The organism is Pedobacter jeongneungensis (assembly GCF_039538295.1).
GTDB classification, from domain to species: domain Bacteria; phylum Bacteroidota; class Bacteroidia; order Sphingobacteriales; family Sphingobacteriaceae; genus Pedobacter; species Pedobacter jeongneungensis.
This window is the reverse complement of sequence record NZ_BAABBY010000004.1, coordinates 376,957-395,489: the sequence shown is the minus strand read 5'-3', so window position 1 is coordinate 395,489 and position 18,533 is coordinate 376,957. Positions and strand designations below refer to the sequence as shown.

At 41.7% G+C, this 18,533-nt stretch carries 20 protein-coding genes; 10 read left to right on the top strand and 10 right to left on the bottom strand.

Annotated elements, in window-relative coordinates; translation table 11 throughout:
• Positions 1-210 precede the first annotated feature (210 nt).
• From ABD769_RS09790 to ABD769_RS09775, 4 genes are all read left to right on the top strand, one after another.
• Positions 211-651, top strand: a complete 441-nt coding sequence (locus ABD769_RS09790) for a hypothetical protein (protein ID WP_344851252.1) — start codon at positions 211-213, stop codon at positions 649-651.
• Between the two features lie 19 nt (positions 652-670).
• Entirely contained in the window at positions 671-958 is a 288-nt protein-coding gene (locus ABD769_RS09785) for a hypothetical protein (protein WP_344851251.1), read from the top strand.
• A gap of 13 nt (positions 959-971) precedes the next feature.
• Positions 972-1,436, top strand: a complete 465-nt coding sequence (locus tag ABD769_RS09780) for a hypothetical protein (RefSeq protein WP_344851250.1) — start codon at positions 972-974, stop codon at positions 1,434-1,436.
• 220 nt (positions 1,437-1,656) lie between these two features.
• Positions 1,657-2,460, top strand: coding sequence for a hypothetical protein (locus ABD769_RS09775; RefSeq protein ID WP_344851249.1), 804 nt, complete (start codon positions 1,657-1,659; stop codon positions 2,458-2,460).
• Between the two features lie 146 nt (positions 2,461-2,606).
• Here the strand turns inward: ABD769_RS09775 and ABD769_RS09770 are convergent, their stop codons facing one another.
• Positions 2,607-2,846 (bottom strand): DUF4385 family protein, encoded by a 240-nt coding sequence (locus ABD769_RS09770; RefSeq protein WP_344851248.1) that lies wholly within the window; start codon positions 2,844-2,846, stop codon positions 2,607-2,609.
• A 498-nt stretch (positions 2,847-3,344) separates the two neighbouring features.
• Positions 3,345-4,127 carry an AraC family transcriptional regulator gene (locus ABD769_RS09765; RefSeq protein WP_344851247.1) on the bottom strand — a complete coding sequence of 261 codons (783 nt, stop codon included), beginning with the start codon at positions 4,125-4,127 and terminating at the stop codon, positions 3,345-3,347.
• Between the two features lie 87 nt (positions 4,128-4,214).
• Here ABD769_RS09765 and ABD769_RS09760 point away from each other — a divergent pair, with 87 nt between their 5' ends.
• The gene (locus ABD769_RS09760; protein ID WP_344851246.1) at positions 4,215-4,499 is read left to right on the top strand and encodes a hypothetical protein; all 285 of its coding nucleotides are present in this window, start codon (positions 4,215-4,217) and stop codon (positions 4,497-4,499) included.
• A 21-nt stretch (positions 4,500-4,520) separates the two neighbouring features.
• Positions 4,521-5,576 carry an SDR family oxidoreductase gene (locus ABD769_RS09755; protein ID WP_344851245.1) on the top strand — a complete coding sequence of 352 codons (1,056 nt, stop codon included), beginning with the start codon at positions 4,521-4,523 and terminating at the stop codon, positions 5,574-5,576.
• Between the two features lie 60 nt (positions 5,577-5,636).
• On the opposite strand, the gene ABD769_RS09750 is transcribed toward ABD769_RS09755, so the two are convergent.
• The 3 genes from ABD769_RS09750 to ABD769_RS09740 all read right to left on the bottom strand — a co-directional run bounded on the left by ABD769_RS09750 (position 5,637) and on the right by ABD769_RS09740 (position 10,816).
• The gene (locus ABD769_RS09750) at positions 5,637-7,970 is read right to left on the bottom strand and encodes a GH92 family glycosyl hydrolase (RefSeq protein ID WP_344851244.1); all 2,334 of its coding nucleotides are present in this window, start codon (positions 7,968-7,970) and stop codon (positions 5,637-5,639) included.
• 696 nt (positions 7,971-8,666) lie between these two features.
• On the bottom strand, positions 8,667-9,371 hold the full coding sequence (locus tag ABD769_RS09745) for a response regulator transcription factor (RefSeq protein ID WP_344851243.1): 705 nt from the start codon (positions 9,369-9,371) through the stop codon (positions 8,667-8,669).
• 11 nt (positions 9,372-9,382) lie between these two features.
• Positions 9,383-10,816 carry a sensor histidine kinase gene (locus tag ABD769_RS09740; RefSeq protein WP_344851242.1) on the bottom strand — a complete coding sequence of 478 codons (1,434 nt, stop codon included), beginning with the start codon at positions 10,814-10,816 and terminating at the stop codon, positions 9,383-9,385.
• Between the two features lie 239 nt (positions 10,817-11,055).
• Here ABD769_RS09740 and ABD769_RS09735 point away from each other — a divergent pair, with 239 nt between their 5' ends.
• Positions 11,056-12,465, top strand: a complete 1,410-nt coding sequence (locus tag ABD769_RS09735) for an alpha-L-fucosidase (protein WP_344851241.1) — start codon at positions 11,056-11,058, stop codon at positions 12,463-12,465.
• Positions 12,466-12,875: 410 nt separating this feature from the next.
• Here the strand turns inward: ABD769_RS09735 and ABD769_RS09730 are convergent, their stop codons facing one another.
• On the bottom strand, positions 12,876-13,505 hold the full coding sequence (locus ABD769_RS09730; protein WP_344851240.1) for a nitroreductase family protein: 630 nt from the start codon (positions 13,503-13,505) through the stop codon (positions 12,876-12,878).
• 92 nt (positions 13,506-13,597) lie between these two features.
• On the opposite strand from ABD769_RS09730, the gene ABD769_RS09725 reads away from it, so the two are divergent.
• The 3 genes from ABD769_RS09725 to ABD769_RS09715 all read left to right on the top strand — a co-directional run bounded on the left by ABD769_RS09725 (position 13,598) and on the right by ABD769_RS09715 (position 15,739).
• Entirely contained in the window at positions 13,598-13,951 is a 354-nt protein-coding gene (locus ABD769_RS09725) for a winged helix-turn-helix transcriptional regulator (protein WP_344851239.1), read from the top strand.
• A 243-nt stretch (positions 13,952-14,194) separates the two neighbouring features.
• The gene (locus tag ABD769_RS09720; RefSeq protein WP_344851238.1) at positions 14,195-14,689 is read left to right on the top strand and encodes a hypothetical protein; all 495 of its coding nucleotides are present in this window, start codon (positions 14,195-14,197) and stop codon (positions 14,687-14,689) included.
• A 228-nt stretch (positions 14,690-14,917) separates the two neighbouring features.
• Positions 14,918-15,739, top strand: a complete 822-nt coding sequence (locus ABD769_RS09715) for a glycosyltransferase family 2 protein (RefSeq protein ID WP_344851237.1) — start codon at positions 14,918-14,920, stop codon at positions 15,737-15,739.
• On the opposite strand, the gene ABD769_RS09710 is transcribed toward ABD769_RS09715, so the two are convergent.
• From ABD769_RS09710 to ABD769_RS09695, 4 genes are all read right to left on the bottom strand, one after another.
• Positions 15,725-16,795 carry a glycosyltransferase gene (locus tag ABD769_RS09710; protein ID WP_344851236.1) on the bottom strand — a complete coding sequence of 357 codons (1,071 nt, stop codon included), beginning with the start codon at positions 16,793-16,795 and terminating at the stop codon, positions 15,725-15,727. The two genes, ABD769_RS09715 and ABD769_RS09710, sit on opposite strands and share 15 nt — an antisense overlap.
• Positions 16,779-17,864 (bottom strand): glycosyltransferase family 4 protein, encoded by a 1,086-nt coding sequence (locus ABD769_RS09705; protein WP_344851235.1) that lies wholly within the window; start codon positions 17,862-17,864, stop codon positions 16,779-16,781. Before ABD769_RS09705 ends, ABD769_RS09710 begins: the two co-directional genes overlap by 17 nt.
• On the bottom strand, positions 17,861-18,049 hold the full coding sequence (locus ABD769_RS09700) for a hypothetical protein (protein WP_344851234.1): 189 nt from the start codon (positions 18,047-18,049) through the stop codon (positions 17,861-17,863). The genes ABD769_RS09705 and ABD769_RS09700 overlap by 4 nt, the downstream gene beginning before the upstream one ends.
• Before the next feature lie 120 nt (positions 18,050-18,169).
• Entirely contained in the window at positions 18,170-18,391 is a 222-nt protein-coding gene (locus ABD769_RS09695) for a hypothetical protein (protein ID WP_344851233.1), read from the bottom strand.
• Positions 18,392-18,533 lie beyond the last annotated feature (142 nt).

The following is an 18,533-nucleotide window of genomic DNA, read 5'->3' as shown; positions in this document are numbered from 1 at the left end:
CTTTAAAGTTCCAATAACCCCCATGGCGAAGCCAAAAAAAATAAAATTTGAAACGAAGTTGATATAGTACAAACCGAAAACTAAGCTCGGCCAATATTATTTGTCCGGACTACACGTTTTTAGCCCTATGGTCTAAAAGCAAACAATGTTTCCCTCAGTGCTGCGCGTTTTTCATCTTTGCTCATGTCGGTCGGTACCGGCTCAGCCCAAATGAAACGATACCTCATTCTATCAACATTTTGCTTAATTGGCAATTTGCTTAGCGCCCAGGATTACCAGCCTGTAAACTTCAGCTATTCCTCCAGCCGGATCTCGCTCAAAGAAGCCCTAATCATCATTACCGCGGACATCAAGCCCGGATGGCGGCTCTATGCCCAGAACAATATAGGACCAATGAAACTGGAATTTTCCTATCCCAGTTCCACAGGATCATCGGCCCTGGACAGTACCACTGAACCTCTTCCGCTAAACAGTACCGATGAAACCACGGGCCTGCAGGTCAACTACTTCAAAGACCATGTCGTTTTCCAGCAGCGCATCCGCACCAAAACTGCCCTGACTTTTTTCCGCGGCCAGATCAGCTTTACCGCCAGTAAGGGCGATAACGTTATGGGCCCGATAACCATTCCGTTCAGCCTGATGGTGAGATAAACCAGCTTAAACTAAAAACATGGAAACCATCCTATTACAGTCCATCCCCATGGAGGACTTTCTGAAAACCCTGCGCGAGCTCATCCGCGAAGAATTAAAAGTTCTCCTGCGGCACGACCAGCTCCTCACCAAACAGGGCGCCCAGAAAATCACAGGTGCGAGCAATGCCGTATTTTTGCGCGCGATTCAGGAGGGTATTGTCAAGCCCCAGCTCATCAAGGGACGCAAACAAGCGATGTACCTGGAATCCGAAGTCCTGCGAATCCCGGTCAAAAGACGCAGTAGAAACTATTCGCCTGAAGCTTAAGCTAAAAAAAAGCATGGATACCACAGATAAAATACTCAAAGAGATCAGCACGATAAAGGACATCCTCGCCAGGATCAGCGGCAGTGAGAACCTGCCAAAAAAAGAGCGCTTCACTAAATTGGCACTGGAAAAAACCGCAAAAGAATTTTCAAAACTGCTCAGCGAACGCGAGGAATGGCTAAGTGACCATGACCTGCGCAGATACTTTAAGGAAGTCTACTTTGGCGCCGGAGAGTTTATCCGCGAAGAGTTTGCTTTTAGCAGTTACTTTAAACAGGGCAGGAGCTACTATTACAACCGGACCGACATCAAAGCGCTGGCCGATGAACTAAAAAAAAGAAAAGTTGATCTCAAGCGGCTCATCCAGTGCCGTAAATGGTGCGAAGCCTTCAACTACGCCCAGAGAGCCATCGAGCTGCTGGGGATGAGACCTAAAAAGTTCATTACAGTGCCAGAGGACGAACAAATACATTTGTAACCGATTTTGGAGTTCAATCCAGAATTGTCAAAAATTTGCATTGGAATAAAAAAAAGTTCTTATATTCGCTTATGCTTATTGGCAAGCTAGCCCATCCGTGTAAAGAGATAATCAGCCAACGAATTAATAAAGCAAACCCGCCTTGCTTATTATCCGACCCAGCTTACGGATGCAAAAAAAAACTTTCAGGATAATGAGACAGGCCTAAAGGTTATGTTTTATGACAACTATTGAGTATTTCAAAAGCCAGGCAAAAAACCTGCACAAAGATTTCAAAACCCAAAAACCCTATTTCGATCCCGAGCTGGAATGTGACACCTACAATTATTCGCCGAGATTTTTCGATGTAGAGGCATTATTGAACGACTTCGACATCAATGAAGAGTCTTTCAGCCGAATGAACGCCCTACATATCATTACCAGGCTAGGGGGATTTAAAAAATGGGATGAGCTTATCCATGCTTCCACAGCGGAACTCGAACTCGCCAGACTCCTCTTTGACAACATGCACAAACTCTGCATTGAGGAATGGGAATATTACCTGTTGGATATCGAAAATGAGCACGATATAGAGTTCACTGACGAAGGTAGACTGGAAGTGTTTAATCTGGTTTATGCCAACGAGGAAGGCCATCAAAGTTATGGCTACGACTACCGCATAAAAGGGATAAAAATCGTATCTGATGAAGCGGTTGCCCCTAATCCAAAGAAAAGATTAAAGAAAAAGAAAGCCGGCGTCCAAATAACATCCTTGCCTTTGAGCGAAGCTGATCAGCAGGAATTTATCAAAACTGCCAACGCCGCTTTTGAATATGATCTGGACTGGTTAGAAGTCGAAAAGCCTGAACTCATGCGCAAGCTATGGAACCCGGAAAAATACCTCAGTGAGGCCGTTTTGACCATAGATAAACTTCCGATCGACCGCGATTATGCACTCTCTCTCGTAGGCGCCTTTATGCTCCATGAAATCATAGCGCTGAGCGAAGAAGCAGACCAGATTGATGGCGAAGCTGAAGGAGTGTAATTCGGATTGATTCGCTATCCATACTTGAGTTTCCAAGCCTTTTTAGCCCTTGCATATGCTGCAAGGGCTTCCGCTTTCTTCCAGTAGCCATAAAATACCTGTGCGGCGGCTGCCTTTTCCTCACTTCCCGTCCCATGTTCCAGAACCTAGTAATCCTTATCCTTATCATATTTTTTGCCTCCTTTATAGTTGGCATATCGCCTTGCCCGGGTGTAACCCATCTGTAGGTCTTTCTGGCTCATATCTGCCCTGACAAATCCCCCCTTCTCCAGATAATCCAAAAACAGTTCATAAATTTCGCCAAATCCAAAACCCATATGAATGCCAGAATCAACCTGACCTTTAGGCGGATTCTTGATCCCAGTACCTAATTTATGACCGGACAATAACGTAACTGAAAAATTATGGTTTCAAAAAAGATAAGGTTTTTGTCCCTTAAATTTTGTTTTCTCAAAGGAAATTTTTACCATTGTTGTACAATTCGGCAACAAGAAAATCACCCTGTTTTTGTTTGATACTTTTTTGGTTTAAATTACTGATTATCAATTATTTCTATTTTCTGTATCGGCAAGTAATCCCCTAAACTTACCACAATTTTCGAAAAGTAAAGACAGTTAATTAATTAATTAATTTTTAATGAATTGTGTCGATGTTTTCTTCCAATCTCTTGGAGGTTTGATACTATTTTTCGCGTTTTTGTTGCTCGTGAGGGCAAATTCACAAGGGAATTTACCATACCTGGTAAAAAGAATTATAAGAGTAACCCCCCAGACACTTAAATCAAAAATAATATAAGAATTATTGTTATTCGCTGATAATACGTATAATAACATAGATAGATTTATTAGCCTGTTTAGCTGATATAGAATTAAACGGCATCCATTCTATTTGAGAACTTTAGCAACATGACTTTCGTCTGTCAGCCCAAATTCAGCAGCGATCTCTTTTAGGCTGTAACGACCGCTCGCCATTCGTTGCTCCACAACACTTTTTCGGTATAATTTAATATAATCCCTTAACGTTATACCGGCATTCCTTTTAAAGTACGGACCTATATAATCAGTTGAGATATTAAAATGAGCAGCCATTAAGGTCGCTTTTAGTTTGTCGGGTGTATAAATATACTTATGTATATAGCAGAACATGGCCTGCATATCCTTACTCTGCCCACCTGTGTTTTTAAGCTCAGGCATATTGCGCTGCATTATAGACGCAATAGATAATATTTGAAGCCAAAGCAGTTCTTCATTGCTAAAAATCTCATCCTTTAGCGACACGATAACATCAATAATTTTATCTACCGTATGCAGATCCCCAGGTTTTAAAGCAAATCCAGATAAATGAGTATCCCTGCTTTTAATAAGATATTCCAGATTTTGCAAATGGGAAGCACTGCCAATTGAAGCGGCGTATATATAGGGGTCAGTAAATTTTATATAAACAAATCTTGTACATTTTTCTATTTCAAAATAATGGTCATCCTCGGGGCCTAAAAGATAGAGCGTTCCTTGGCTGTAGTCATTTGCACAATCGTGAATATAATGCTTGCCGTTGCCTTTCTTAATGTATATAAGTTCGTAATGGTTGTGATTATGCGCAGGGTGTTCCCAACGGTCTGTTTCAAAGTCAGAAATCGCTATTGGTTGGAATTGACGGTAACGCTTCATAACGGAAAGATACAAAATTGTATCGGATTTTTACCAATTCTTAGCCTTAGTTTATCCCAATTTTGCATAGTATTAACAATTAAAAGCATGAATAGGAGAAAATTTATAGCAACAGATTCTTTAGCAGGCGTGGCAATGGCTTTGAATCCTTTTTCAGGATTGTCTAAGGGCATTAAACCATATAAAGATGATCAGACAATACCAAATTTTGGCCTGGTAATGCATGCTCAGCCATCTCTGTCTCCCTACAATTTGAGGCCAGTGGAAAGCCAATATCGCGCTCCTCTGGAAGAGCAATGCTTCAAAAAATTCATTAATACTGCGTTCTTCCTGTTAAAGCAAAAATGCTGCTTATTGATTAAAAACTATTAGTGTACTAAATAAAAATAAAAAATGAATACCACATATAAGGCACTCGTAGTAGGTGCAAACGGAGTTATAGGAACTAACCTTATCAATCATTTACTGTCGCTTGGTAACTGGAATGTAACCGGGCTTTCGCGAAAAGGTGGTATTGATGCCACTAATCTTAAGCATATTTCGGTAGATTTATTGGATATTGACAGTTGCCACTCCAAATTATCTGGTCTGAAAGACATAACCCATATTTTTTATGCTGCTTATCAGGACAGGCCAACATGGGCGGAGTTAGTGCCGCCTAACCTGGCCATGCTTGTTAATGTTTTAGAAGCTATCGAACCTGTGGCAGCGGGACTTCGGCACATTAGCCTGATGCAGGGATATAAAGTTTATGGTGCGCATTTAGGACCATTTAAAACACCCGCAAAAGAAAGTGATGCAGGTCACATGCCCCCGGAATTTAATGTGGACCAGCAGCAATATCTTGAAAAAAAACAAATAGGCAAACCGTGGACTTGGTCTGCTATCAGACCATCTGTTGTCGGGGGAACAGCTATAGGCAATCCTATGAACCTTGCGCTTGTTATTGCAATGTATGCTTCGATATCTAAAGAACTTGGATTGCCCTTACGTTTTCCGGGCAAAGCCGGAGCATACGATACGCTGTTGGAAATTACGGATGCCGGCTTACTGGCAAAGGCTACTGTTTGGGCAGCAACATCGCCTGAGTGTGCAAACCAGGCTTTTAATATAACCAATGGCGATTTGTTCCGGTGGAATGAAATGTGGCCGAAGATAGCAGCCTATTTTAAAATGGAAGTTGCACCACCACTGCAAATGCCATTGCAAAGCGTTATGGCAGACAAATCCGGTTTTTGGCAAACAGTTCAGCAAAAATATAACTTAGAAAAACATAGTTATGATCAGCTTTCGGGCTGGGCATTCGGTGATTTTGTGTTCTCCTGGGATTATGACTTTTTTGCTGATGGAACCAAAGCAAGGCTACTTGGCTTTCATGAATTTATTAATACTGAAACGATGTTCTACGATCTTTTCGATGAATTTCGCAGTAAGCATGTTATACCTTAAGCTTTTCATTTGTGTCAGTTTAAGTATTGCTCAGAAAACGAAGCCTTTCAAATGAACAACCTATTTTGCGGGCATGTTAAATGAAGGGGGAATAGCGCTGTCATCAGAGGCCCAAAGTTTATTAGGGCGTTTTCCCATTACCAGTTCCAGTTTTCCACCTTTTATTAAATCTGCATGGCTAAACCAGGATTTGTTCCATACCACTCCATTTAATTTTGCCGACTGAATGTATTTGTTTTCCGGAGAATAATTTGCACAGGCCACTTCGAATTTTTTACCATTGCCCAGATCGAGTTTTACCTTGGCAAATGCTGGACTCCCGATTACATACATTGGCAGGCCAGGTGTGATGGGATAAAAACCCATTTGAGAAAATACGACGAAAGAGGTTAAGCCACCACCATCTTCATCTCCGGGAATGCCCATTAAATCATTCCGGAACCACTGGGTTAATAAACTGCGTACTCTTTTTTGTGTGCGCCAGGGCTGGCCCGCATAATTGTACAGGTACGGAATATGCATTGCCGGTTCATTTCCCATAGAAAACTGACCAACATTACCCGTATGATCTGGTAGCTGATAATAAAAATCGAATCTGCTTTTTCCGAGCGGGGTATTATACATTTTTTCCAGTTCATCAACAAAAGCCTGTTTGCCTCCCATCATTTCTACCAAATCACCCAGGTTGTGCAGCACATCCCAGCGGTAAAGCCAGCCGTTGTTTTCATCGTAAGTTTCACGGGCACCAAGTCCGCCTGAAAACCGGTAATCTAAATTTTCAATAAATTTACCATTTGCATCTTTTGGATGAAAAAAACGGGTATCGGGGTTAAAAACAGTATGATAACTCTTGCTTTTATCTAAAAAATAATCTGCATCCCCGGTTTTTCCCAGTTGCTTTGCAATATTACCCAAACACCATTCATCGTACACTGTACCCAATGTTACCGCTATAGGCTGCCGCTTTTCAAAGCCATGTACTTCGGGTGCGGTTTCTTTTTCGCCTGCAGGCAGGGCGGGAAAATATCCCTTATCTTTAAAAAACTGATCCAGTACCCCGGCTTTTTTTGATGACCATGGTGAAAGGGTTTTTTCGGTAATACCTGCTTTACAATATTGATAAGCATCCGCCAGGTTAAAAGTTCGCAGCCCTTTATTATAGGCGTCAATGATGGTTGCAACTCCATGGTTACTGTTCATCCTGCGGCTGTCTCCGGTAACTTCGGGGAAAGTTGGCATCCAGTGATCGTCCATCTGTTGCGCCATGCGGAGGTAAGAATTAATCATATCGCCTTCCATTTTTGGTTCGATAATCACGCGCAGCGGATGTGTTGCCCTGTAGGTGTCCCAAATCCAGTCGTCAGTAAAAAACGGCACACCGCTATCATCATGCACCTTTCCATCAAATGCACTAAAATATTTTCCATCTTCAGATAAACAGATCATACGTTCGTAGGTGCGGTATAGCGAGGTGTAAAAAATGGTCTTGGCCGTTTCATCTGTTCCCTCCACCGCAATTTTTCCGAGCGTTGCATTCCAGATGTTTTTTCCCGTTTGCGCTACCTGATCAAGGTTATAATCTTTAATTTCCCGGCTAAGATTCTTTTTGGCCTGTTCTACACTGATGAAAGATATCCCGTAGCGGGCTTTGATCTGTTTGGTTTTTTCAGGATATTTTAAAACCAGATAAGCATTGCGTCCATTGGTATATTGCTCCTTAAAATCAATTTTATCACCCTTATGGGTGCCCGATCCGGTTGGTGCAAGGTCAGTTTCCAGGTAGAGGTACACTTTGGTGTTATTATCCAGTTTCTGAAATCCACTTACCACATTCCGATCTGCTTTGAGCTCTCCATCACCGGTATTTATAACAAGATAGGCAGGAAGGTTTGTAGCTGAAAAATTTAGCGCATAAATGCCCGATTGGTGCGACGGGGCAAACTGCACGTTTATACCATAATCATCCAGGTCTACCTCATAATAATAGGGTTTAACCACTTCATTGTCGTAGCCATAACGTAGGGTACTTTTTATTTTCTTCAGGTCGCCCTGAAAAGGACTGAGGTTAAAAGCCGAACTTCCGCGGTGACTGGTAACCACCACAGGCAGGCCGCTTATGGTATTTGCCGTAAAATTATCACGCTCCGGGTAAACCCTCAGCAAACTGTTTGGCAGGTGAACGGTGGGGTAGGTTGGCACCAGCAAATGGCTGATGTTGCCAATGTAGGGATTAACGTAGTCTACAGGTTTTTTATTGATCTGTGCAAACCCAAAATTGCGGTCAAATGCAAGTGTAAAAATTAGGCAGATTAAAATGTAAATGTATTTTTTCATGATCGGGATTTTCGCAGGACAGGTTAAGCCTGATGGTTTCTGGTATTGATAATCAACCATTATTTAATTAGTAAAACGATTTATCAAATTTGCTGAAAAACACTTGCTGATCAAAAAATATTGAACATAAAAGTTTAAAAAAAATAAAACAGATCAGTTTATGGGCTTAAGTTGTATAAAATAAAACAATCAGGCTGTAAAATGGATCATATATATGAGCAAGAAAAAACAATTCCCAGTAGATCTTTAGAAGTTCATTGAAAAGTTTGAACCGAATAAATTCAAAATAATATCTGCCCGGTATAAAATTGAGGGGCGTTACAGGTTATTTCAATTTCAGCAATATTGGTACTCAAATCAGGCGATCCTAATTATTCCGGTGCTGATGACTAGCTGAAATTATTCTTGCCGCAGCCCGCAGGATTTCAAAGAAAATAATGTAGAGGATTTTTATTGATATTGCTATAGTGTATTTACCTATAGCCAATTATGTCAATGAAACCGATTGTATTTATATTATCTTTGTGTTATCTCTATGTGTATTTACAGTTCATATTCTGACAGCGAATTGGCATTTTTGTTAACTAAAGGTGATGAACTGGCCTTTACAGAAATTTACAATCGTTTTTATGCTTCAGGACCTTGGATGTTTTTGCGCACAGCAGAGTAGAAAATAAGTAAGTGGCCTCTTTACAGGATTATATCGATCAGGATCATGTGCAAACTGACCATTAATGCCTGTTTAATAATTACTACTTATTTTACCTTTAAAATATAGCCCAAACCATAAACATTTTCGATACTTACCCGCTCAGAGGCTTTAAAAAGCCTGCGAAGCCTTGAAATAAAAACTTCAAGGCTTTTTCCGTTGAAATAATCGTCGTTTCCCCAAAGCGCTAAAAGAATATCTTTCTTTTTAACCACCTGATTGATATTGCCAGCCAAACAGTCTAACACTTCCGATTCCCGTACCGTGAGCGAAATTTCTTTACCCTCGGGCATTAGCACCAATAACTGGTCTTTTTGATAACTGATGTCGCCAATAGAGATATGGTCTGGCTTCGGAAGTGATTCCATTTTGGGTTTACCGGAAAACTTATTAATGATATTCCCGATCCGTAAAACCAGTTCTTCGATTTCGAATGGTTTGGATATATAATCTATCGCACCAAGCTTAAGGCCCCGAAGCCGGTCCTGTTTTTCATTGTGTGCGGTAAGAAAGAAAAATGGCTGGTTTGCGTTTATTTTTACCATTTCCGCAGCCAGCTCGAAACCATTCCTGTCTGGCAGCTGTACATCAACAATAACCAGTTTGTTATCGAGTTGGTTTGCGCCATAATAATCCAGTGCCTCTGTGGCCGTTTTAAACCACAATACGCTAAAGCCCCTCAATTTCAGGTATTCTGAAATGACGTTGCCCAGGTCGAGTTCATCTTCAATGATTACGATATCATAAAGCATAATGCTGTAGATTAATGATTTGCACTGTTCACTGTTTGCCCTGAAGGGATATGTACCAGAAATTCGGTTCCTTTTCCCGGTTCTGTTCTCACGCTGATTTCCCAGCCGTGAATATCCAGGCATTGTTTAACATAATAAAGCCCAAGTCCCAGGCCCGAAATGGTACTATCCTTGCCCGCACGGAAGAATTTATCAAATATTTTTTCTTTTACGGTATCATCAATTCCCTTTCCATTGTCTTTAATGTGGAGGATGTAACCGCTATTATGTGCTGTAATAAAAAGCACGGTCATTTTTACATCGCTATGGTTATGTTTAAAGGCGTTATCCAGCATATTTTGCAACATGGTAGTAAATACAAAAGGATCCATCATGATCAGGATTTCCGAACCATGAGGATCAAAGGTAAGGCTGTCGGGTGCCTGAAGTTTTATTTTATAATCGTTAACCAGGGTAAGCACTTCATAATTGAGGTCGGTTTCCTCTAAATTGATGTTGTTATTGATTTCAGAAATCTCCAGCATCTGGTTAATATGGGAATGAAGTCTTCGGGCCTGTCGTTCTACAATGTTGACGAGTGCATTTACACGCATCCTGTCATTAAGTACCTCCTCCTCATGCAGGCTTTTACTGGCCACCAATATGGTGGTAATGGGGGTGTTAAATTCGTGTTTGATGCTATTCAGGAAGTCAGATTTAACATCCGTTTCCTTTTTCTGTCGCATCCAGCTGATGTAGGTATAATAATTAATGCCCACGATAATGATAATGCACAGCGCAACCAGCGAAAATGTTGGCAGCATTTGATAGGCCACTTTCAAGGTACGTCCGGGAGGATCAACAAAAAGATTGAAGGTAATTCTATAATCGTAAACCAGTTTGCCACTAACCGAAAGATTGGTTACACGGTTCTGAAGGCTTGGATCGGCAAGGGTACCATCAATAATCACACCGTAAGGGGTTATTTGGTTAGATTTAAAACCGGTATGACTATGGTTATCGAATATAGTGATATTCCCGATTTTGGTATCAAAGTTGATTTCGATCTGCTGGAAAGTGAGGAGGTACTGCAAATTGCTATCCAAACCATTTCTTTTTACAATCGACCGGAAAACACTGTCCATGGTGCTTTTCTTTTGGAGATCTTTTAACAGAGTGTCGCTCACCCTTTCCGACAATCTAACAAATTCTTTCCGGTTGCTCAGGTAAGCCTGTTTAAGCGCCGGCATATTACTGGAGAGGATCGAATCGATGATTTTTCCACCGCCACTGTACACTTTATCTTCTGATATACTGCGTCCATATTCATCGTTGATCAGTGTTTTTTCCTTTAAACTATAATCCCTGTCTCTGAGCACATACGAATTATAGGTTAATCTGAGCTGTACCAGGAGTAAAATCAGAAAACTGACCAGCACAACGGACTTATATATACGATCTTTCATTTTATCCCTTAAAAATAGACGTATTATTCCATAAATACCATAACGTTAAGCTTTCGTTAGGTTTCTGTTACGGTTTCGTTCGACAAATTTCGTTGGTGTGAAGCGTAGCTTTGGATAATGAAAGCGTGATCGTATTCATTAACCAGATTTTAGCCGATCAATTGGAATAGCTAAATATCTGTACATCAATTCATTTTTAAATACAGCTAACACAAATACAAAAACCAAAAAAAAGAGAAATGACCTTTAAAAGGATTTTATCATTATTACTTATCGTTTCGGGATCGACATTCATTTACCCGGCAATGGCCCAGCAGAAATCGGCCAATAAACCTTTACCTGAACTTCAGCAAGATTTTGTTGACCTTGGATTGGGCATGTTTATCCACTATGGGATGCCTACTTTTATGGATCAGGACTGGTCTGATCCTGATGCCGATCTTTCCCTTTTCCAGTCGCCTAAACTCGATGCTGATCAATGGGCGAAAGCTGCAAAATCTGCAAATATGACTTATGGCTGTTTGACCACGAAACACCACAGTGGATTTCCGATCTGGAACACCAAAACCACAGCCTATAATGTAATGAATACCCCGCTGAAACGCGATGTGGTAAAGGAATATGCAGATGCCTTCCGTAAAAACGGATTAAAAGTCATGTTGTATTATTCTATATTAGATACCCATCACGGCATCCGCCCGAACCAGATTACCCCGGCGAATGTTAAAATGATCAAAGATCAGATTACTGAGCTCCTCACCAATTATGGCGAAATCACCGCCCTGATTATTGATGGATGGGATGCACCATGGTCTAGGATTTCTTACGATCAGGTACCTTTTGAAGATATTTACTATTTAATCAAATCATTACAGCCTAACTGTTTGGTAATGGATCTGAATGCGGCCAAATACCCTACACAAGCACTTTTTTATACCGACATCAAATCATATGAACAAGGCGCCGGCCAGTTTATTTCTAAAGAAAACAACAAACTTCCGGCGCTTGCCTGTTTGCCTTTGCAGGCCAACTGGTTCTGGAAAACGTCTTTCCCTACTACACCTGTAAAAAATGTACCCGAATTGGTGAATAAGTTCATCATTCCTTATAATAGTGCCTACTGCAATTTTATATTGAATGTGGCACCGGGCAAAAATGGCCTGATTGATGATAACGCGTTAGCAGCACTTAAAGAAATGGGGAAGATCTATAAAAAACCTGCAAATCTTCCACGTATTCCGGCTTACGCTGCACCAATTATTTCGAGTAACATCGCCAAGCATGTAAAAAGCAACAGTAGCTGGAGTGATGATATGAATATCATGGATTTTGCCAATGATGATGATTTTGGTTCCAGCTGGTCGTCTAATCCTACTGTAAAATCGCCATGGTATGAGTTAAACTTCGAAAAAGCTGTTCCTTGTAATATGGTGGTGCTAACGGCAGGAAATAACAAAAAAGCCACATACAGCTTACAATACTATGCGAATGGTAAATGGAATGCTTTAACTGCAAAACATGAGGGTGAGAAAAGGGTGAATATTTTTAGGTTCGGACGCATCTGGTGCGAAAAAATAAAAGTAACCATTACCGACTTCGACAGCCCACCAGCGATTGCTGAACTAGGCGTATTTAACGAAAGAAAATAAGACGGATTAGCCGGATCAGTTTTGGCCGGCTAATTTATGAACCGCTCTTGTTGCCAGATATAAGTGGGAATTAACTACTGCTCTTTGTGTTTCCGGAACTTCTATATAAAACTGAAAGTGATAGCAGGTAAAATCACATTCGATGATTAAAATATTTCCGCTTATCATAAGCGGAAAAAATACCCGGTGAGGACCGGTCATAACCAGCTTTAATGAGATTCTCTATAAGCTGATTTTAGTTTGGTGAAAACATAGGTTGTGGCGAATACCCAACCTATGTTTTAATTTTTCTATTGCTAAGTGAAATCTTAGATCTAAAGCAAAAGTGAAGACATCTGAATTAAATTTGACTTTTTAATACTCGATATCATTAACTAAAGCCGGATTTGGTTTTTTTTGGGCGAAGTGCGCTATTTAACAAAACTAACCAGTTCGTTTATCGGCAATCTCACCTTTTTTAAGGCAGCATAGACATCGTGTTCCTCATCCCGGTATCCAAGTGCTAAGGTAACTACACTGGTCAGCCCTTGAGACTTCAGGTTAAGCAATGAATCAAATTTTTCTGCATCAAACCCTTCCATTGGTGTAGAATCAATCTTCAGCTCTGCTGCGGAGATTAACGCTGTCCCCAAGGCGATGTAAGCCTGTCTTGCTGCCCAGGCCGCATTTTCCTCATCCCGTCTGGAAAGAATCCCGCCAATGAGTGCGGTCTTGAATTCCGCAAGGGCTTCCACTGGAATTTCTCTTTGCAATGCAATCTGCTGCATATAAGCATCGAGCTGTTCAATCGTGATTTTTGTAAATGCAGCAAAAACAAGCAGGTGGGAACATGTAGCAATTTGCGTATTAAAGGATCCCTCAGCCAGGGCATCCTTAAGGGAAGGATTTTCAACTACTATAATCCGGTAAGGCTGCAATCCGGTGGACGATGCAGATAGATTGATAGATTCCAGGATTTTGTCTATGGCTTCAGCCGGAACCTTGCGGTCTCTGAATTTTTTGGTGGCATAGCGCCACTTTAAGCTTTCTATTGTATTCATTATTGTCGTTTTTAATCTGTGCAGCAAAATTGCAATAATTAGTTTATTTTTGTCACTATATGACAAAAAGTAACGGTGACAAACAGGTAACCATGAAGAAGATTACGAAAGAACCAAGCCACGATTGTAAAATGGCCATTATGGCTGTACATGATGCGATTGATGTGTTAAATGGCAAATGGAAGATCACCATTATCACCTGTTTATTGTTTGGCCCAAGAAGGTATTCAGATATTATGCGCGATGTGAAAGGTATTTCTGGAAAGGTACTCAGCAGGGAGCTCAAAGAGATGGAGACCAACCTGCTTATCAGCAGGAGCGTAATCAGTAACCGGCCCATCACTGTGAGCTACTCCCTAACCGATTATGGCATGTCTGTGCAGCCTATAATCACCGTGCTTTCGGAATGGGGACAGACCCATCGGAAACAGATTAGTAAAAAATAAGCCACTAATAAGTTTACTGAGTTTCATTGTTGAGAACTGGATTTTCCAATTTTAAGCTGCTATACCCTTTAAGCCGCCGGTTAGGTGTGGAACTAAGGTTGAAATCGCTATTTATGAGGGAAACTGAATGGGTTTTTAAAGCGCCTTTGGCATCATGTATATCATGAGTTAATGCTGAAAATGCTAATTTATTTAGTAAAAATGATTACCTTTGATTTTTGAAATTGATACAACATCCTTATTATGATTGAGCTGGAATATTTTTTTGATGGGGAAAATGGGGCAGTGGAGGTTTATCAGCTAATCCAGTTTGGATCAGGAGAGCCCTGGAGGATTGTGCTGGATGGAGAACTGCTCGGTAGTTTGGAAAAGCTACAGGGCACCTGGAGGCAACTGAGCGGCGATGAACTCAGGACAGAACTTTTTAACGGTCTTATATGTCACATTAATAATCAATATTTCAATAGCCTGCCTGAGCAAATCTGTTCGCGTTGGCCAAACCTGGTCGAAAAAGTCGTATTAAAATCTGATGAAGCATATTTGGTTATCTGCAAAGAGGGAATCAGCTTTAAAAGTTTTGAGCGGATATTTTCAAGGTTTGTACCAGGCTTGCTTAAAGATGAGTGGGCAGTAAAATTTCAAGTGTTTAACCATGATTTTTCTGATGACTTTTTGCTGGAAGCCAGTCCGCTGGTAGATAAGAGAGAAACATTTGGCTGGGAAGAGGTGAACCGGTAATGGAACAGTTAAGCTTTTACATCAGTAGCCTTATAACTAAAATTTCTTTTCTATATTGTTAAAAAGCTGCTGAAAAACCACCAGATTGCTACGCCCGATTCATCTTCAATAGTAATGAAGCACCTCCACCTAGCCAACCCCGGACGTTGATGGCCCGGCATTACCGCGGAAAAAGGCTTAGATGTGCACGGTAGCCAAACAATCTTTTCATTTAACGGTTAGCTGATTATGAACATATCCCTTCTCACCCTGGTAAAGAATCGGAAACCTGCTATAATTAATATGTTGGCCGGATTGTGTAAAGGCAACAGGTTTCCTTCTGAAGTGGTGATTATCCACATGAATGAACAGATTTATGGTTTATCAGGCTATCCTTTCCCGGTCAGGGAATATGTGCTTTCTTCTGTCGAAGCGTTGCCATTAGCCCATGCGCGTAATTGTGCAGCGCAAAAAGCTTTATCTGATCAGCTGGTATTCCTTGACGCAGACTGTATCCCGGCGGAGGATTTTTTGGAGGTTTATCAAGAAGCACTTTATCAAAAGAACTGTCTTTATTCTGGAAGGGTGAGCTATCTCCCGCATTGGGTTATGGATAAGCCCGATTTATTGCAGTTAATGGCCCTGTCTGGTACTGCCGACCCTGTAAGAGCGAGCGTAGACCAATACCCGTATCATTTGTTCTGGTCTTTAAATTTTGGCTGTTCAAAGTCAGTCTATGCACAAATCGGCGGCTTCGATGAAACTTTCTGCGGATATGGGGCAGAGGATACCGATTTCAGTTTTTCAGCCAGGCAGAAAGGGGTAGACCTTGTTACCATTGATGCTATGGCCTACCACCAATACCATCAAAGTTATGACCCTCCGATCAATCACCTTGAGGCAATTGTTAAAAATGCAGCCATTTTTAATGAGAAATGGGGGGTATGGCCCATGGAAGGCTGGCTGGAGAAATTCTGCGCAATGGGTTATACGGCCTGGCAGGGAGGACAACTGCAGATTTTGAGGTTACCAGGCAAGGATGAAATTTCTGCGGTTTTAAAACGTAGTTGACCTGCTGAAATTGTTATCATAGATCTTTTTCAGGTAATCTGCGGCTTTAGCTGTGGCAGTGTCTGACACTATCCCTGTCCAGTCGGGTTCCTGTGCTAAAATATTCTCAAGAAGTGTGTTCCAGCGTACCTCAAACAGCTCTTCGGGATGTACTATGGATGCTAGGTTTAGTGCTGCTAAAATGCGGGCTTTTTCCACCTGCTCATCAAAAGGGCGTTCTTCGGGTACCACAATAAATCTTTTGCCCAGTGCTGCTACCTCCATTACCGTATTGTGCCCTGCATTGCCGATGATGATATTGCAGTTTTCCATTATAAGTCCGGGTTTGGAGAGGTTGCCCATAAAGCTGATGTTCGGATAGTTGCTAACCATAGTACCAGTTTCTCCAAGTACCTGAAAATGCCATTGCGGGCATTGTTCTGCCAGATGTGCGATAACCTGCGCAGTGAGGCTCGTACCGCCCTTCCCGATAATAACCGCGACTTTTTTCCCTTCGCGGTCGCAATGGTCTTTTTGAGGCTCAAAGCGGGCAATGCCACCAGCGTGAAAAGTTTTTTCTAAAACCCAGTCAGGATCATTGCTCTTCATTATTTCCGGATAGGGAGCCAGTATTCCTGATGCATTACCATAGGCGTGCAGATGTGGAAGGTCATCACGTTTGCCATGTTGTTTAACAGCGATATAAGGGATCCCGCACAGGCTGGCGAGCATTGCAGCCTCAGCAGATACATCCACTACCAGTAGTAAAGGAAATGCTGAAACAAAAAATCGGGTCATTACTTCCACCCTTTTGCGTTGTCCCTCAATATTTAAAGGAGAATAATGAATGCCATTTGGTTTCCTGTCGCTAAAGTAAAGGTCAGCCTTTTCAGGGGTATCCATCGGCAGGGTGATTATGCTGTAATCCTCTGGGATTATTTGGGTATAAGATCCCAGGTTACTTCCGATGAGGGTAATGGAAGTATCCGACAACGACTTTGCTATGGCCAGGGTGCGCATGATGTGTCCTGATCCGTGATGATGGACATAAAAAGCTATATTATAAGGCTGGGACATTTCCGGGCTGTTCAATAGTATCCATCAATATCCGCTCATATGCATCTGCCATGCGTTTGATATTGAGTGTTTTCTCGGCATGTTGCCTGCAATCTTCCCTGTTTAGCTTTATCGCACCAGTAATACAATCTGCCAGTTCTGCGGGGTTGCAGCTACTGGTAAGGCATCCGGTTTTGCTGTTGATAATGTAAGGAAGCGCACCTTTTGCTATTCCGGCAACCGGGGTTCCGCAGGCCAGGCTTTCGGCGACTACCAAACCGAAGGGTTCTTCCCAACAGGGGGTGATAACAGAACATAATGCATTGCCGATCAAGTCATTCAGCTCTTCATGCTGACAGTTTCCCAAAAGATCGACATCACCCTCCAGCAGAGGTTCAACATAGGTCTGAAAATAGTGATGATCTGCAATGCTGCCGGCAATTTTGATCCTGAAACCTGCAATTCTCGCTGCCTGTATGGCCAGATGGGTACCTTTGTCAGGATGGATACGCCCGAACCAGATAACATACCTCCCAGATGGCTGCCCGATGTATTTCCAGGCATCCATATCAACACCGTTGGTTACAACTTCGCAGGAGTTAAGGTAAGGCTGCCAGGCAACTGCATTGGAATTTGAAACACTAACGTACCGAATTTTGCCACTTTTGCGTTCATGTGACATTGCCCTTTTCATCTCAAAGATCGGAGGGGTATGCAGAACGGTTACCATTGGTGTTCCGATTAGTGTAGCCATTGTTACCGGAACATAGTTCAGGCTGTTATTGAACAGCACATCGTGCCCCTTGCCATCAATATCCTGCATGAGCTCCAGGTAGGCATGGTGTGTAGAGATAAAATCTTCGCTCAGTTCATGTGAGCGGAACCTGCTAAAGGTTTCCCGGTCGTAATCTATATCACTTAGAATTACGTGGACATTAAGCCCCGGGTCAGATTGTTCGCTTGCATATAGTGTTACCTGATGGCCTTTGTCTATCAGCCGGCGGGTAATTTCATAGGTAAAAGCTTCGAGGCCGCCCATGAAGGGTTTTTTGATAGGATGTTTAAGATGTGCAATTATGCCAATGTTCATAGGTAATCATTTATTAAAACAACCATCAAAAACGTTGCTCGGTTTTTATTTTTTTTAAGAAAGATATTCCCGCCAAGCATTTTCGTATCCACTGCTGCAAATAAATAATATATTGATGAACAGCCAGCTTTCCGAAACGAACCTTTACCCCGGTCAATATCCGGCTCAGTACTATCGGTTTCCATTTGCCGCCAATATAGCCCGGTCTCTTCATCCGAAGTTTTGTATCGAATAAAAAAAAGATGCCGCAATTAGCGGCATCTTTATGGGACTATGATCAGCAGTAAGCCAGCGAAGACTTACATTTATGATTCGTCATTTTTATTATGGGCTGTAATTGCCTCTCCGATTATCAAAACAAGCTGATCGTCCAGCTCGTCCATTGTTCTCCATTGTACCATATCATCGTTTGGTTCTGCATAAACCACCCCGATTTTTTCTTCGTCCCGAAGTATCCTGTACGTGCCATTTTCCTGAGGCTCGACCACGAAATCCCCTTCTTCTGTATTGATTCTAAAATTTTCCATTTCCCTGTCGTTGCTTGTTATGTAAAGTAAATTTGTTTAGATAACCACTAAAAGGTATCAAGTGTTTGGGGAATCTTGATCTTCTAGCAGCTAATCTAAATATATCCCTCACAAGCCATGTCCATTGCATTTATACCATTCG